The sequence below is a fragment of the Pseudophaeobacter profundi genome (genome assembly GCF_029697505.1).
GTDB classification, from domain to species: domain Bacteria; phylum Pseudomonadota; class Alphaproteobacteria; order Rhodobacterales; family Rhodobacteraceae; genus Pseudophaeobacter; species Pseudophaeobacter profundi.
Genome location: NZ_JARJEF010000011.1, coordinates 129,479 through 145,432 on the forward strand (window position 1 = coordinate 129,479; position 15,954 = coordinate 145,432).

Below are 15,954 nucleotides of genomic sequence, written 5' to 3' on the forward strand. Positions count from 1 at the left end.
ATATGGCTAAAGCACACTGGATCGCCGCCGACTGGGGCACCTCACGCCTGCGCCTTTGGGCGCTGGATGGCTTGGATCAGGTTGTCGGCGATGCGGCGTCCGACAGGGGCATGGGGCGTTTGCAGCCAGATGCCTTTGAGGGCGCGCTGCTGGAACTGGCCGCGCCGTTCCTGGCCGAGGAAGGCCGCACCAAGGTGTTGATCTGCGGGATGGCCGGGGCGCGGCAGGGCTGGATCGAAGCGCCCTATGCCGCCGTGCCCTGCCTGCCGGCAAAGGGGCACACCGTCCGGGCTCCAACGAGGGATCCGCGCCTTGAAGTGCATATTCTGCCCGGGCTTTGCCAGATGGACCCGCCCGATGTCATGCGCGGCGAAGAGACCCAGATCGCCGGTATTCTGGCAGGGGATCCCGGTTTTGACGGCACGCTTTGCCTGCCCGGAACCCATTCCAAATGGGTGCGCGTTGCGGGTGGAGCGGTGCAGTCCTTCAACACGGCCATGACGGGAGAGCTGTTTGATCTGCTGTGCAACCAGTCAATCCTGCGGCATTCTCTTGACGCTGGCTGGGATGACGCGGTTTTTGCTGCGGCAATTACCACCTCTGCGGCGCAGCCCGCGCAGGTCTTTTCACAGCTGTTTGGGCTGCGGGCCGGGTCGCTTGTCGGCGGGGCGGCGCAAGATGCACCGCAGGCCCATCTGTCGGGCCTGCTGATCGGGGCCGAACTGGCGGCAATGCGCAACTACTGGCAGGGCAGGGCGGTGTCCGTGATTGGTGCCGATAACCTGGCCCGCTGCTATCATCGCGCACTTGCGCAGCTTGGCGGCGAGGTCACCACACTGCATGGGGTCGATCTGGCCCTGGAGGGGCTGAAAGCAGCCTATCGTCAACAAGAGGACAGCCCATGACACAGCGTAACCTTGTCGCCATCCTGCGCGGCGTGACGCCTGCCGAAGTGACAGAGATCGCCGAGCGGCTTATCGAGGCCGGTATCCTGCAGATCGAGGTGCCGCTGAACTCACCGGACCCGCTGGAGTCTATCGCCCTGCTTGCACGGGCCTTTGGCGATACGGCGCTGATCGGCGCGGGCACGGTGCTAACCCCGCAGGATGTCGCGCGGGTGCAGGCGGCTGGCGGGCGGCTGATTGTGTCGCCCGACACCAACCCAGAGGTAATCCGGGCCAGCAAGGCGGCGGGTCTTGTGTCCTATCCCGGTGCCATGACCCCGACCGAGTGTTTTGCCGCGCTGCGGGCCGGGGCGGATGGGCTGAAGCTCTTTCCCGGTGCCCTGATCGGCCCGGCTGGGCTCAAGGCGGTGCGGGCGGTGCTGCCGCCGCAAACAACTGTATTGGCTGTTGGCGGCGCAGATCCTGACAGCTTTGCACAGTGGCGCGCGGCGGGGGCAGACGGGTTTGGCCTTGGTGCCGCGCTTTACCGTCCCGGCGACAGCGCGCAAGACGTGGCTATAAGGGCGCAAGAGGTGGTCGGCACCTATGACGAGGTGTTTGCATGACCAAGGCAGAGATTTTTGATAGCCGCGCCTGCGCACTGGGTGAGGGGCCGCTTTGGCACCCTGAACGGCAGCAATTGTTCTGGTTCGATATTCTGGGCAAGCGGCTGTTGTCGCAGCTGGATGGCGCAGCGCTGGACTGGCAGTTTGACGAACATGTCTCGGCGGCGGGCTGGATTGATCGCGATAGGTTGATAATCGCCTCTGAAACCGGGCTTTTCACCTTTGATATCGCCAGCGGCAGCCGCAGCTTGCTGCACCCGCTGGAAGCCGAAAACCCGGTCACCCGGTCAAATGACGGGCGGGCCGACCCCTTGGGCGGCTTTTGGATTGGCACGATGGGCAAACAGGCCGAGCCGGAGGCCGGGGCGATTTATCGGCTCTACCAAGGGGAGCTTCGCAAACTGTTCGACGCGATCACGATCCCGAATGCGATCTGTTTTACCCCGGATGGCACCACCGCCTATTTCTGCGACACCCCCCGGGCAAAGATCATGCGCCAGCCGCTTGATCAGGCGGGCTGGCCAGTTGGTGACGCAACCGTCTTTGTCGACCTCGGCCCCGAGGCGCTGTTCCCTGACGGGGCGGTATGTGACGCCGAAGGCGCGCTTTGGAATGCGCAGTGGGGGGCTGGGCGCGTGGCGCGGTATTTGCCCGATGGCCAACTTGATCACGTGGTTCATGTTGGCGGCAAGCACAGCTCTTGTCCGGCCTTTGGCGGTGCCGATTTTTCGCAGCTTTTTGTGACCACAGCGCGGCAGGGTCTACACGAGGCGGGACCGGGTGAGGGCTGCCTTTATCGCGCGGACACCAGCTACACGGGCTGCCCGGAAAACCGCGTCATTCTGTGAAACAACAGTGGCAATAGCCGCCCCGCGGGGGGCTGCGTCTACTTCATGACGGCGTCCATGCCGATGGCAGAGATGGTCCGGTAATAGATAAAGAGCACCAGCAAAAAGAAGGCGAACAATACCAGTTCATGCTTGAAATGGTGGGAATGAAAGAAGGCGCGATCTCGGTGGCGAATGACATCCATCAGCTCATCCCCGAAGCGGATCGACAGAAATGTGCCTAACCCGGACAGTATGATTATACCCCAATATGGGAATGGGTTCGTAAGTATGGTGTACAAGAGTTCGGTGAGGACGGTCGTTTTATAGTAGCCAGGACCATAGAACATCAGTGCTGCATTCAGGCCAAACGCCACAAGCCAGACGGCGATTTCCGAGACGACCATGCGAATGCCGAACAGCAATCGAAGGGGAAAATCCAGCAGGAACCCGGCATCGGCCACTGGCGTACACAGGACAAAGAAACTCCAAGTGATCAGTGCTGCTGCGCCGCCGGTTGCGATATCGTATTCGTAGCTGAGATAGCCAAAATACCCGACGAGAAGGCAGCAGAGGAGAAGGAACTTGATGAAAATCTGTCTGCTCGGTTTTGCTGTCATGTCCATGCCTATTTGCACCCCTCTTGGCAGCAGTAGTGAAAATCCCTCGGGTGATCCAGAAAGGATTGCGTAAAGGGGCAAGGCCGTAGGCCGTTGCGGACTTTGGCGTGGTGTCAGGCATTGGATCGGATCCACCGGGAGGCACCCGGCTGGACCCCCTGTGCCCCCTGCACCAGTTCTTTGTCGGGGGGGCATCTTGTTCTCCGGCGGCTGTTACTTTGGTTGCTTGGCTGAACAGGGGCAAACATATCTCTTGCCGGGTTGCGTCAACCTGTAATATAGGTATACAGGATTGCAAGGCACAGCCCCCTGCTCTGCCTCCCACGCGTAAGGGATTGCCGTGAGTGATGACTTTGACAACCTGGATCGGCGCCCGCTTTATTCCCGCGTGGCCGACAGCATCCTGTCCATGATTGCCGAGGCTAGGCTTCGCCCAGGCGATAGGCTGCCCTCTGAGGCAGAGCTGGGCGCGCGCGCCGGGGTCAGCCGGGTGGTGATCCGTGGGGCCCTGGCCCATCTGGCGGGGGCCGGGCACATCAAGATTTCCAATGGGCGCAGGGCGCAGGTCAATGCCATCAACCCAGATATTCTGGCCGGTACCTTCAGTCATGGGCTCGCCACCGCGCAGTTTTCAGTCAGCAAGGTGTTGGAACTGCGCCAAGGCATTGAAACCGCTACCGCCGCGCTGGCTGCGACCAACCGTACCGCCGCCCAGGCCGAGACTCTTGCTGCGCTTTGCGCCCAGATGGAACAGGCGGTGCGCGATCCCGAAGCCTTTGCCGATCTGGACTATCTGTTTCACCTGACCATTGCCGAGGCCACGGATAACCCGCTTTATGTCTATATCGTCACGCCGCTGCGCCGGATCATAAAAGAGTCTATCACCGCAGGGCGGCGCGCCCAGCCGTCGCCCGAGGCGCAAAACCGTATCCTTGAGGATCACCGCCGTATCCAAGAGGCCATTGCCAAGGGCGATGCCGCCGCCGCCAGCGATGCGATGCGCCGCCACTTTGCAGCCGCCAACCAAGCACTGCACCCAGAGGATGCCAACAGCTTTACAGGACCGTCCACATGACCACGCCCCACCGCCGCCCACTGGACATCCTGTGTTTTGGCGAACCGATGTTTGAATTTTCCTGGCTTGAAAAAGATATGATCCGCCCCGGCATTGGCGGTGACGTGTCCAACACCGCCGTGGCGGCGCGCAGGGCCGGGGCCACATCCGGGATGCTGACCCACCTGGGGAGTGACGGCTTTGCCGATCATATTCTCACACTCTACCAGGAGGAAGGCATCGACGCCTCGCGCATTGTGCAAAAGGAGGGGGCGCAGACCGGGCTATACTTCATCGAATACGGCCCGCAGGGGCACCAGTTTTCCTATCGCCGCGCCGGTTCCGCTGCCAGCCAGATTACCCCGGAAGACCTGACCCCGCAGATGTTCGAACAGATAGGTGTGCTGCATCTCAGCGGCATCACCCAGGCGATTTCTGACAGTTCCTGCGCCGCGGCACTTCGGGCCGCAGAACTGGCACGCGCGGCCGGGGCACAGGTGTCTTTTGATACCAATCTGCGGCTGAACCTTTGGTCGGCGCCCCAGGCCTGGCGGGCGTTGCAGCAAATCCTGCCCCTGGTGGATCTGGTTTTTCCGAGCATCGAAGATTGCCAAGCCCTGTTTGGCACCAGCGACACCACCGAGATCTGCGATCGCTTCTTGTCTTTTGGGGTACAGATGGTTGTACTGACGCTGGCTGAAAAGGGCGCGCTGGTGGCAACCCCGCAGGGCCAGCACAGGATCGACGCCTTTCCAGCCGATCTGCGTGATGCAACCGGGGCTGGCGATACCTTCGATGGCGCCTTTCTGGCTGAATATGCCAGAACTGGCGATCCTGTTGCCGCCGGACGGTTTGCCTGCGCGGCGGCCTCTCTTTCTGTCGAAACCAACGGGGCTGTTGCGTCGATCCCCGCCCGAGAGTCAATTCTTGCCCGTCTCAACCAAGGTGATACCCAATGAAATTGAATTCCGAAGCCGCCCGCAGCGTGACCCGCGATATCTGCAATCTGGCACCGATCATGCCGGTGCTTGTGGTGCGTGACGTGGCCCATGCGGCCCCCCTGGCCAAGGCGCTCATCGCCGGAGGTCTGCCCGCGCTGGAGGTCACTTTGCGCACGCCTGCGGCGCTACAGGTGATCGAAGCCATGGCAAAGGTCGAGGGCGGTGTGGTGGGCGCTGGCACCCTGGTCACGCCGCAGGATGTCCGCGATGCCAAGGCGGCTGGCGCTGTTTTTGGCGTCTCGCCCGGTGCCACGGATGCCTTGATCGAGGCCTGCCTGGAGGAAGAACTGCCGTTGCTGCCCGGCGCGGCCACCGCCAGCGAAGCCATGCGCCTGCTTGAACGTGGCTTTACCACCCAGAAGTTTTTCCCCGCCGAAGCCTCTGGCGGTGCGCCCGCGCTCAAGGCGATTGGCGCGCCACTGCCGCAGATCAGTTTCTGCCCAACCGGCGGCGTCAACCTTGCCAATGCCAAGAGCTATCTGGATCTGGCAAATGTTCTCTGTGCGGGGGGCAGTTGGATTGCCCCCGATGCGCTGGTCGCAGCGGCGGATTGGGATCAGGTTGAGGCCCTCGCGCGTGAAGCACGGCAAACACTGTCTGTCTGATCACCCCCGCGCGGGGTGGATGCCGCCATCTTGTGGCCGCGAACCGGGACTGCTGCAGGATAGCGGCGCAGGACTTGGGGGACGGGGTACTTCACTGTTCCCGGAATGCCCTGATCATACTGTCTGCGACAGGTTTCATAAGGTATTGGATGAAGGTCCTGTTCTGGGTTTGAATCATGATCTGGGCAGGCATGCCCGGAGTGGGGGTAAAGCCCCTGACGCGCTGCAATTCGCTGGGGGCCACGGAAATACGCGCCACATAGATTTCTTGTGGCAGCTCTTGCGAGCGGTCCAGAATCGCGTCTGCGGATACGTAATAGACTTTGCCTTCAAGGATTGGCGTCGTGCGCTGGTTCAGGGCGGTCAGCCTGACTGTGGCAGCTTGCCCCTTGCGGACCACGTCAATTTCGGTGCGCGGAATCTGGGCTTCGATGATCAGGGGTTCGCCGGTTGGCAATATTTCCAGAATTGCCTTGCCGCTTTCGACGACACCGCCTGCAGTGTGATAATGCAGGCGAACAACCGTCCCTGAAACCGGCGCAACAATTTCGGTCCGGGTGAGGATGCTTTCGGCTTTGCGGGCCTGTTCGCGAACGCTTTCCAACTCTGATTGTACCGCTTGCAACTCGTCAAGTGCTGCGCTTTGGGTTTCGTTGATGGTCTGCGAGATCTGCGACTGGTAGCGCTGGGACAGCGAGGCGGTTTCGTCGATTTCGGATTGCAGGCGGCCAATCTGGCCCTGGGCTTCAGCCAAAGCGCGGCGCAGGGTGTTGTATTCCGATTTGCGCACCAGGCCCTTTTCCAACAGCACTTCTTTCGCCTGAGAATCTTCTTCCAGAATTTCCAGTTGAGCCTGGGTGGCAGCCAGTTGTTTTTCATAGCCGACCGACCGGCTTTTCAGGGCTTCGATGCTTTGCTCTAGCAGGTTTATTTCATTCTTTAATTGCTGGGTGGCGGCGTCGAACACAATCTGCTGCCCATCAAGCATTGCGACCACATTGTAGTCTGAGCGGAGCTGTTCCAGTCTGGCGGGGTAAACCAGCGTATCCTTGCGATTGTATTCAGCAAGAATACGGCTTTCCATCGCTTCCAATCTGACCTGACGCAAGAACAGCTCGCGTTCGGTTGCAAGGGCAGAGGTTTCATCAAGCAGCACGATTGGCTGTCCTGCGACGACGTTTTCGCCTTCTTCGACAAGAATGGCTTTGATGATGCCGCCTTCGAGGTGCTGAACAATCTTGTTGCTGCCGGTGGCAACAAAGCTGCCCTGAGAAATGACCGCGGCGGCCAGGGGCGCCCTGAAGGCCCAGACCCCAAAGCTGCCAAGCCCAAAAATCATCAGGAACAGACCGAAGGTGACATGCTTTTTGATCGACCGGGGCACATCGTCATACCATTCTGCCGGTTCAGCAAGTGCGATCGGGTTAGGCATTGCCCTGTCCTCCATTGCCTTGTGGCGGTAGCTTGCCAGCGGCGTTTGTGCGTTCCGACAGTTTTTGCAGAACCTGATTGCGTTCGCCAAACAGTGCAATATTGCCATCCGCCAGCAGCATGATCTTGTCGACGACGCTTAGCAGTGATGGTTTTTGGGTGATGACAACCACGGTGATACCGGCCTCGCCCGCGTGGCGGATGGCATTGGCAAGCGCCCGGTCCCCAGAGGTGTCGAGGTTGGAGTTGGGTTCATCCAGAACCAAAAAGCGGGGGTTGCCGAAAAAGGCGCGCGCCAGGGCAATACGTTGCTTTTGCCCGCCCGACAGTGGCGAGCCATCGGCAGCGACCATGGTTTCATAGCCATGCGGCAGCGAGGCGATCATATCATGCACATCCGCCAGAAGCGCGGCGCGATGGATGTCTTCGTCGCTGGCACCTTCGCGCATCCGGGCGATGTTGTTCTTGATGGAGCCCGGAAACAATTGCACGTCTTGCGGCAGGTAGCCGATGTTTTCGCCCAGTTGTCGGTCATCCCAATTGCGTAGGTCCATCAGGTCAAGCCTGACGTTGCCTGAGGTCGGCAGAATTGAGCCCACAAGCATTTTCCCCAGTGTTGTCTTGCCGGCGCCAGAGTTGCCGATCACCGCCAATGAATCCCCCGGATTCAGGCTGAATGTCAGACCGTTGAGGATGACCTGTTTCGTGCCTGCCGGGACAAACAGCAGGCGCTCGACATTCAGACGGCCCTCGGGGCGGGGCAAGCGGAGTTTTTCGTACTTTTGTACCGATGACATCATCAGGTTGCTGACCCGGTCATAGGCCGCGCGGGATTGTGAAAAGCCGTTCCAACCTTCGATCGAGCCTTCGATCGGTGCCAGCGCACGACCGGCAATGATAGAGGCCGCGATGACCATGCCGCCGGTTATCTCCCCTTCGAGCGCCAGATAGGCCCCCCAGCCCAGCATCGCAATCTGGGTGAGCAATCTTGCCCCGCGTGAGACGGCAGCCCAAATGATGTTTCGATCCTGTGCCAGCACCTGGGCGCGCAGCGACGCGGCGGTGTCACGGCCCCACAATGCGACCGCCTCGGGGACCATGGCGAGGGCGTTGATGATCTGGCTGTTGCGCGACATCGAGTCGAGATGCATGTTTGCCCGCGACTGGGCCTGATTTGCCTCTGCAAAGGGTTTGGATGTAGCCCTTTGGTTGATCAACGCAATGAGCATGAGCGTAACCGCCGTCGCAATCACAATCATGCCGAGATGCGGGTGAACGAGGAAAATCGCGGTAATGAACAGGGGGGCGAAGGGGACATCCAAAAACGAGATCAGCGTACCGGATACCAAAAAGGACCTGAGCAATTGCAGGTCGCCCAAAGTCTGATACTGGCGGCCGTTGTCTTGCAGAGAGGCATGTGCCGCCGCACTCAGGACAGGGGCGCCCAGCAGGACAGCCACCTCTACGGCCGTGCGCATCAACACGAAGCGTCGGACAGCATCAAAGATGGATTGCATGATCACCGCACCAGCGATGACAATTGTCAGCATGATCAGCGTGTCGAGCGACCGGCTGGTCAAGACCCTGTCGGAAATCTGGAATAGGTAGATCGGGATCGCCAGCACCAGAAGATTTGTCGCGCAGGTCAACAGCATGACAAAGCCGAGATTGCGCCGCACGACTTTCCGCCCTTGGCGCAGCTTTAGGGCAAATTGTTCCGGGCCACCGCGCTTGTGAAACTGTGGTTTTGCACCACCACCACCGTCGCCACCACCACCACCGCTGTTGGTATTGGCAGGTGGCTTGCCGCCGCCTGGCTTCAGGACTGGTCCGGTATCGGCATCAATCTGAACGCCACCGATCCCCCTGGCGATAGGCTGCTTGGTGTCGATTTTCTCGGGTTTGTTGCATCGTTGTGCGGGCGTCAGCAGCAGTGGCTGTTTTGCTGTAACATTCTGCGCGGTGCCGTTTGCGCCGTTCGTGGTGGTGTTTTGTTGCGTTTTGTTGCGAATGCTTTGGTCAGCTTCGGAAACAGATTTATCTAACATTTTTTGTACTCAATTCTATTATGCTAACATTGTTTGCATCATGTCTGGGTTCCCGCTGTATTCGGGGGCTGTTGCAACGATTTCGGCATCAGACGGTGCCTCGCCGTCCGGGCTCATCATTCCCTCCGCCAGAAATGCGACGGCCTCATTGGCAAGCGCGGGTAACTCTACGCCCAGTGGATCTGCATCCGTGTCGATGAGATTGGCCTGGTAAAGAAGGGCGTCGCTGTAGGCTTCGCCACCGACACGCACTTCAGAATCCACGCCATAGATATTTACGGATGCAGTATTGATCGCGGCATTTGAGCCGGTCACCAGCTCTATCGACGCGCCGGTCTGTGCTTGGAAATTATCAAGTGCCATATGCACCTGGTCGGAATCTCCCATGATATTGGTTTGTTCCAACCAATTGAGGGTCGTGAAATCCCCGGAGATGTACAAAACGGTCAGGATGTCATCGCCTGCAAATGCGTTATCATGGGCGACGCTGTCGTTGATCGTTGTCGCGCCATTCGCAAATGCATTGCTCGCATTCGCAAAATTCGAGGTCATATCCGTGTAGCTGTCGATCCCGGTGGTTGAGATATTCGCGCCGTTGAACAACAGGTTGTCGCCGCCGGAAAAGCCGAAAGGCACATCGCCTGTGAATGTGACGGTGTCATAATCCATCACGACGTTCATCTGGCTGATCTGATTGACCGTGATCATGTTGCCACCGATCATCACCAAATCGTAGCCATATCCGATTTCCATGAAACCGGCCAAGTTCACGATGGTGTTGTCCCCCATCACGATCTGCGTGTTGCTCCCGGTGAACTGGACATCGGCGCGATCATGGTCGGTCATGAAGCTGAACTGGCTGACCCAGTTTGCCATGATAATATCGCCATCAATCCGGGTAACCGCCCAGTTTTGCGGCAGGCCGGTGGGCGCGCCGCCTGTGTCCTCGGCCATGGCTGCGTCGTCTGTGACGGGCTGTGAAGAGATATGCGACATTGTCGCCACGTTGAAGTTGGCAGAGACCGTTGCCCCAGCCTGTGCGTTCAATGTGACGTGTTCGAACAGCACATTCACCTGGCTTATCACGTTCAGGTCGACCACATCCCCCATGACCGAAATCACCGGCGCGTCAAGCCAGCCCACGGAAATGGACGCGTCATTCACCATGACGTTGGCACCGGTTACCAAATGGTGCCCGTCATCAATCTCGAACTGTTCGGAGGCGGGCGATGATCCGTCGAGCCCCTGGAAGGGATCGGTGTTTGCCAGTGCGTCGGGGTCTTCCTCGTCCTCGGGGGCGTCATCGCTCAGCACGACATCGGGGTTTTCCGCCTGGAAGTAGGCCGGCATGATATCGTCCAAAATCGGGGTTTCTTCGACGGTTTCACCATTCACATAGCTGCCGTAGGCATCATCCCCGTGCTGGACGGTAACGATTTCACCTATGCGGGATGTGCCATCTGTGTCACCCATGCTTTCATGCAGGGCTTTCACGGTGTCGAGGGTGCTTTTGCTAAAGTCCAGCGGCGCGCTGGTTGCAACCACCCCCAGGGCCTGTGCAATCGCATTGATGCTCTGCAAAGTGGTAAGATACTCGGCAGGGTCAACAAAATCCGCCGGTATTTCGTTCATGAAGAGATCGTCATTGTCTTCCATCCAGGCGTTCTGGATCGTAATCGTCACAACGCTGCCCGCAGGCTCCAGCGTTAAGTGAGGCCGATTGAAGCTGAAGGACAGGGAAACCGATCCTGATGCAGCCCATGCCAGTTCGTCTGCGCCCTCTGCCAAAGGATGATAGTAGGGCAGGTGAGTGTTCAGAATATCAGGGCCGTAGAATTGGGGTACCTGTTCCAAATCCGGCGGGGTGTATTCCAGAACGGGGGTAAAGTCCGTGAGTGTGTAGGGGGCCTTGAACGTAACAACAATATTGGTCAGATCATTTGTTTCGGCATCTGCTAATTGGAGCGCTTTGAAGTCGTCATAGGCATCGCGCATGCGTTCCTCTTCTACCGCAATATGGAAGAACCCGATCATGTGGGCGACGATTTCGGTTACTTTGTCAAACATTGTACTGGCCCCAATTTCTGCGATTGAATGGCCGCTCACCTCATAAATTTTTTGGCTTTTTGGCAGACCAATCCCGTCTGCAATTGTGGTTGGATGTTTTGGAACGGAACCGGGCCCAATGTATTGGGCCCGGCTTGGTGTGATTAAGGCTTATGCGCCGTCGCTGTCGTCGCCGATATAGCTGGAGCTGAAGCCCCCGCCGACCACGGTCATGTCGACACTGTTGCCAAGCACGTTGGCACCCATGACGATGCTTTGGTTAAACGCCGTGGTGTCGATCTGCGAGGCTGCCGAAGCAAAGGATTCCCCGGTTACGAACCCGTCGTCACCGTTGTGCGAACCCCACATTCCGGCATCACCGCCAGCACCACCGGCGCCGGTTGTGGCGTTGCCGCCATTGCCGCCGGATCCACCGCCAGACTGAACGCCGCCAGCAGTTGCGTGGCCGCCAAATGCGTTGCCGCTATCGCCGCCCCACGAGTGGCCGCCGTAGCCGTCGCCGCCGTCACCAGCCCCAGCGAGGTTGATCCCGCCGTTGCCCTGGGCGTTGCTCAGCGCAGCAGACCATGCGGCGGCATCGCCGCCGTCACCGCCGTTGGCGTTGCCGCCAGCGCCGAAGCCTGCGCCATTACCGCCAGCAGCCGCGAGCGAACCAGCGTCGCCGCCGTTGCCGCTTTCACCCGAACCGGCACCAAGGCCAGCACCAAGTGCATCAGCATCGGCGTTGCCGGTGTCGCCACCGTCAGCCCCGGCCAATCCAAGGCCAAGCAGGCCCAGACCGATGCCAGCCGCACCGGCGTCACCGCCATCGCTGCTGTCCGCACCAGCACCTGCAGCACCGACGCCTACGCCAGCACCGCCGGCATCACCGGTATCGCCGCCTTCGGCATTCGACCCGGCAAGACCAAGTCCCAGACCAAGGCCAGCACCGATGGAAGCAGCATCGCCCCCGTCGTCGCCGTCGGCATCTGCGTCAGAACCGGCACCGCCGATACCAACACCCAGGCCGATTGCAGCGGCACTACCGCCGTTTGCGCCTGTGCCGCCAGCAGCCGCGCTGTTGCCGCCATTGCCGCTTGCACCACCGGTTGCACCAGCAGAGCCACCAATGCCAAAGCCACCCAGGGCAACGCCACCGTTTGCATCGGCATGGCCGCCACCGGATCCGCCATCTGCGTCAGCATCAATGCCGTCTTCGGATTTCGCAAAGCCGCCGTGAGAGGTGTTGGTCTGGTTCATCGTGCCGCTGTTGGACACGTTGCTCAGGTGATCATTGTCTTGCAGGTTGTTGGACTGCGTGTTGATCGTTCCGGCATCGTTGCCTGCACCGTTCAGCGCGTCATTCAACATGTCGTCCAGATCCAGATCATTGCCGGGATTGTAGTCAATGTCGCCATGCGCCATGATGAAATCACCAGCATTGGAATGGTCCAGATCAATGTCAGCAAAGTCATCGTCTGTTGGCTCATAGCCGCTCAGATCGATATCAATGTCGACACCAACGGTGGTTTCGCTGGTATTAGTGTTGGAGTTGTGGTTGCCGTTGGCGTTCAGGTTGGCATTGCCGTTGGCATTTCCGTTGGCATTGCCATTATGGTTGCCATTACCATTGTGATTGCCATTACCGTTATGATTGCCATTGCCGTTATGGTTCCCATTGCCGTTGGCGTTCAGGTTGCCATTACCGTTGCCGTTATGGTTCCCATTACCATTTCCATTGCCGTTCAGGTTGCCATTCCAGCTTTCGCTGGATTGAGATTGGTCCTGATCCTGATCAGAATGCTGACCCTGCGCCTGCAGCTGGGCCTGAAGTTCGGCCTGTGCTTGCGCTTGCGCTTGATCCTGTTCCTGATCCTGGGAGTCATTGTTCCAAGGACCAAACTGGAAGAGGTTGTTTTTCGTACCCATTGTGTTTCTCCGAAAAATGCATCGTCCGGATCGCCACTCATTTCAAAAGCGATCATCGGGGTCTGCGGTTGGATTGTAGGTGATTTTCAGTCCGTGGCGCCGACAGGGACATGAGGTTGAGACATGAAGTCGTCCTGACCTGGCACCAAAAAGTATGATTGTTTTTCGTTTTGCCCCCCCTTTATCTATTTCGATTCTGGAAACGATGGTCGCGGAAATGCCGAACTGGATAATTGTGGTCTGGTTGCCGAACCATCCTTCAGCAGCATTGCGAAACTGGGTTTGAAAAACCAGCCAACCAAAAGGCTTAAGCAGTGGGGTTTCTTGTTACTGATTGTTAATACTTGATTTTTGGAGATGTGCTTAGCCTTCACAGCACAATGGGCCTGGTCTCTGTGCAGGGGGCGGTAATCCGTTTGAGGAGGAGAACCTAATCCGTTTGATAGAGACGGTTGTGTGTGAAGCAAGGTTTCACTTATTGGTTGCGGTCGGCAAAGAATCGCCAGAAATGCCGATTTCGCTATATAATTATGCTAATTTTATGTTAATGCTTGAGATCCGGGCGCATTGAGAGATTCGTGAGCTATCGCCCGAGACTTTGAAAAAACTGAAGCTAGTTGAGAGTTGTTCTTACAGGGCTGGGCGCAAAATCACCGTATATTGGTTTGATTTTGAAAGTTTTTATTGCCGTTAGATGCAGGCACGATGCGTAGTAAGCAAGTGGAGCATAGGGTGGACGTTGAAGAAAAAATTGATTCGATAACCTGTATTTTCGTAGGGAATTCGCATGATTTCTCGGATCACGCGATTGATCTGGCCACGATCAGTGTAGGATCAGTTAAGTTCAGGCGGCTGGGAAAAATTGAAGACCTGCTATCTCGCAAGTTTGATCGGCCGGATCGGGTGCGATCAATCATTCTAAATCAATCTATGGCACATAGTTTTATTGATGTAATAGATGAGCTGCAAAAACGATTTCCCAATGCAACAACGGCATTGGCCTTCCGACAGCCCGAGCTGGCCCGCATGGTTCTGACGCAGGTGGGCAGGCAACGCCCAACGGGAGGAATCGCGTTTCTGCCGATGAATCGCGATATGGATCGCTGGTTGACGGTGCTGCGGCTTTTGATCTGTGGTGAAAACTTCATTCCAAGTGATTTGTACGATTTTTCTGCCCACAATATGGATGCAAAGCCAATTCACAACGGCTCCGGGGATGGTCATGCCGCGCCCTGCGGGATGCCAGAAGGGAAGAACAACACGCCGACCAATGGAGCATCCGGGGTTCGATTGACCCTGCGCGAAGCAGAGGTCCTGTCCTGTGTGGCGGAGGGCAAGCAAAACAAACTTATCGCAAATCGGTTGGGTTTGTCAGAGCATACGGTAAAATTGCATATCCACCATGTGATCGCCAAGCTTGGCGTGCACAACAGGACAGAGGCGGCGGTTTGGTTCCTTGAAAACCAGGGGGGCGCGCAGGTCACCCAATGAGTGAGGCGGAAAAGCAGCTCAACTTTGACGCCTTCCTCTTGCTTGTCGGCAAGCTGAACTATGTTTGGACCAACACCGAAAGTTTGCTCATTCATTTAATAGCCGGGCTTGCTGGTCTGGATAAAGAAACAGCCACGGTTATTTTCCTGACATTGAACACCACGCGCGCGCGCATCGATCTGGTCGAGCGGCTGTCAAAACTTGACAAAATTGATGCCGTTGAAAGAAGTGCTATTTTGGATTTGACAGGTCGCATTCAGCGGCAGTCGGCATTACGCAACAGATACAATCATTGCATTTATGCATTTGACGCCGAAGGCGGTAATCCACACACAATATTAATGAGAATTGCGGATCGCAAAGATACCCTCAAGATTGGACAATCTAGACCGCTGAATGATGCGGCTGCAGAAGATATCGAGGCGGCGATATCCGAGCTGAAGGAAATTAATAAAAACATTTGGAATACAATTTTGCATTTTGGCTACCCTAGCTAGAAAACAACCCCGCCTGATAATGGTTGGGGTTTAATATTTATCTGCAGGATAATTATCCTTGCTTCAGGTCCACCGCCATATTGCTTGCATTGTTTTCTGTGTGATCGTCACCGAAGATTGATACCTACCCTAACCAACTTGGCACTTTGACCGGGAAGAACCGGCACCTGGCGCTGTATTGCGCTTGTCGCCATCCATGTCTCGCTTCCATGACAGGCATTTGCACCCTGGCATCTAGGTTGAGGCCGGATGACAACGAAGGGCACGGGTATGACCCGGCAGCGACAAAGCTGAGACTGGGGGCAGTGGCGACTCGCAGCCCCTTTGCAGGGCGCCCAATTTGGTCGTCTTGTGCCCAGAACGGGTCTGCATCGGCAAAAAGACGCAGGATCGGGCGGGCTGTGCCGGCGGAAAAACACTCAATCAAAAAGAGCGGCAGTAAAGCGCACACAACACATGGCTGTTTTGGCGGCACGGCGCCGGAAATCCGGCCTTTGCCATCCTGGGCTGGAGGCGCGTAGATACCGGGCCTACCTCTTGTTCACGGCCCGTAGAGATGAAGGCGCGCCGAAGAAAACACAGAATAATGAATGGAGTGTACAACATGAACAAGATTTCCCTAGCCGCCGTTGCTGTCGCAGCTCTGACCGCATCTCCACTTGCAGCTGAATCTGTCGCTGGCGTGGATGCCGACGGAAATGGCACCTTCTCCCTCGAAGAACTTCAGGTAGCCTATCCAGAGCTTACCGCCGAAGTCTTTGTGCAGATTGATACTGACCTGAGCCCCTGAATTTCCTCCAGTTTTGTGTAGAGTCCGCCCAACCGAAGGACGGACAAATGAAGACGAGATTCACGGACGAACAGATCATCCAAATGATCAAGGAGCAGGAAGCTG

General features: G+C 57.7%; 15 protein-coding genes. 10 read left to right on the forward strand and 5 right to left on the reverse strand.

Features of this window, described 5'->3' with window-relative positions; genetic code table 11:
• The first annotated feature begins 2 nt into the window (after nt 1-2).
• The 3 genes from P2081_RS16470 to P2081_RS16480 are packed head-to-tail and all read left to right on the forward strand — an operon-like array spanning nt 3 to nt 2,358.
• Entirely contained in the window at nt 3-905 is a 903-nt protein-coding gene (locus P2081_RS16470) for a 2-dehydro-3-deoxygalactonokinase (protein ID WP_278923952.1), read from the forward strand.
• Entirely contained in the window at nt 902-1,510 is a 609-nt protein-coding gene (locus P2081_RS16475) for a 2-dehydro-3-deoxy-6-phosphogalactonate aldolase (RefSeq protein ID WP_278923953.1), read from the forward strand. Before P2081_RS16470 ends, P2081_RS16475 begins: the two co-directional genes overlap by 4 nt.
• Nucleotides 1,507-2,358 carry an SMP-30/gluconolactonase/LRE family protein gene (locus P2081_RS16480; protein WP_278923954.1) on the forward strand — a complete coding sequence of 284 codons (852 nt, stop codon included), beginning with the start codon at nt 1,507-1,509 and terminating at the stop codon, nt 2,356-2,358. The genes P2081_RS16475 and P2081_RS16480 overlap by 4 nt, the downstream gene beginning before the upstream one ends.
• 38 nt (nt 2,359-2,396) lie before the next feature.
• Here the strand turns inward: P2081_RS16480 and P2081_RS16485 are convergent, their stop codons facing one another.
• A complete protein-coding gene (locus tag P2081_RS16485) occupies nt 2,397-2,963 on the reverse strand; it encodes a hypothetical protein (protein ID WP_278923955.1) in 567 nt (188 codons plus the stop codon).
• Between the two features lie 334 nt (nt 2,964-3,297).
• Here P2081_RS16485 and P2081_RS16490 point away from each other — a divergent pair, with 334 nt between their 5' ends.
• From P2081_RS16490 to eda, 3 genes are read left to right on the forward strand one after another with little or no spacing between them, the layout of a single operon-like run.
• On the forward strand, nt 3,298-4,032 hold the full coding sequence (locus P2081_RS16490; protein ID WP_278923956.1) for a FadR/GntR family transcriptional regulator: 735 nt from the start codon (nt 3,298-3,300) through the stop codon (nt 4,030-4,032).
• Entirely contained in the window at nt 4,029-4,970 is a 942-nt protein-coding gene (locus P2081_RS16495; protein WP_278923957.1) for a sugar kinase, read from the forward strand. The genes P2081_RS16490 and P2081_RS16495 overlap by 4 nt, the downstream gene beginning before the upstream one ends.
• A complete protein-coding gene (eda, locus tag P2081_RS16500) occupies nt 4,967-5,617 on the forward strand; it encodes a bifunctional 4-hydroxy-2-oxoglutarate aldolase/2-dehydro-3-deoxy-phosphogluconate aldolase (RefSeq protein WP_278923958.1) in 651 nt (216 codons plus the stop codon). The genes P2081_RS16495 and eda overlap by 4 nt, the downstream gene beginning before the upstream one ends.
• Before the next feature lie 91 nt (nt 5,618-5,708).
• On the opposite strand, the gene P2081_RS16505 is transcribed toward eda, so the two are convergent.
• The 4 genes from P2081_RS16505 to P2081_RS16520 all read right to left on the reverse strand — a co-directional run bounded on the left by P2081_RS16505 (nt 5,709) and on the right by P2081_RS16520 (nt 12,567).
• A complete protein-coding gene (locus P2081_RS16505) occupies nt 5,709-7,049 on the reverse strand; it encodes an HlyD family type I secretion periplasmic adaptor subunit (protein ID WP_278923959.1) in 1,341 nt (446 codons plus the stop codon).
• Nucleotides 7,042-9,096: a type I secretion system permease/ATPase gene (locus P2081_RS16510; RefSeq protein ID WP_278923960.1), complete on the reverse strand. Its 2,055-nt coding sequence runs from the start codon at nt 9,094-9,096 to the stop codon at nt 7,042-7,044. The genes P2081_RS16505 and P2081_RS16510 overlap by 8 nt, the downstream gene beginning before the upstream one ends.
• An 18-nt stretch (nt 9,097-9,114) precedes the next feature.
• Entirely contained in the window at nt 9,115-11,163 is a 2,049-nt protein-coding gene (locus tag P2081_RS16515) for a type I secretion protein ATPase (RefSeq protein WP_278923961.1), read from the reverse strand.
• Nucleotides 11,164-11,313: 150 nt separating this feature from the next.
• Entirely contained in the window at nt 11,314-12,567 is a 1,254-nt protein-coding gene (locus P2081_RS16520; protein ID WP_278923962.1) for a hypothetical protein, read from the reverse strand.
• On the opposite strand from P2081_RS16520, the gene P2081_RS16525 reads away from it, so the two are divergent.
• From P2081_RS16525 to P2081_RS16540, 4 genes are all read left to right on the forward strand, one after another.
• Nucleotides 12,559-13,185, forward strand: a complete 627-nt coding sequence (locus P2081_RS16525; protein ID WP_278923963.1) for a hypothetical protein — start codon at nt 12,559-12,561, stop codon at nt 13,183-13,185. The two genes, P2081_RS16520 and P2081_RS16525, sit on opposite strands and share 9 nt — an antisense overlap.
• Nucleotides 13,186-13,803: 618 nt before the next feature.
• Nucleotides 13,804-14,562: a response regulator transcription factor gene (locus tag P2081_RS16530; RefSeq protein ID WP_278923964.1), complete on the forward strand. Its 759-nt coding sequence runs from the start codon at nt 13,804-13,806 to the stop codon at nt 14,560-14,562.
• Entirely contained in the window at nt 14,559-15,059 is a 501-nt protein-coding gene (locus P2081_RS16535) for a hypothetical protein (RefSeq protein WP_278923965.1), read from the forward strand. The genes P2081_RS16530 and P2081_RS16535 overlap by 4 nt, the downstream gene beginning before the upstream one ends.
• 604 nt (nt 15,060-15,663) lie before the next feature.
• On the forward strand, nt 15,664-15,849 hold the full coding sequence (locus P2081_RS16540) for an EF-hand domain-containing protein (protein ID WP_278923966.1): 186 nt from the start codon (nt 15,664-15,666) through the stop codon (nt 15,847-15,849).
• Nucleotides 15,850-15,954: the final 105 nt, after the last annotated feature.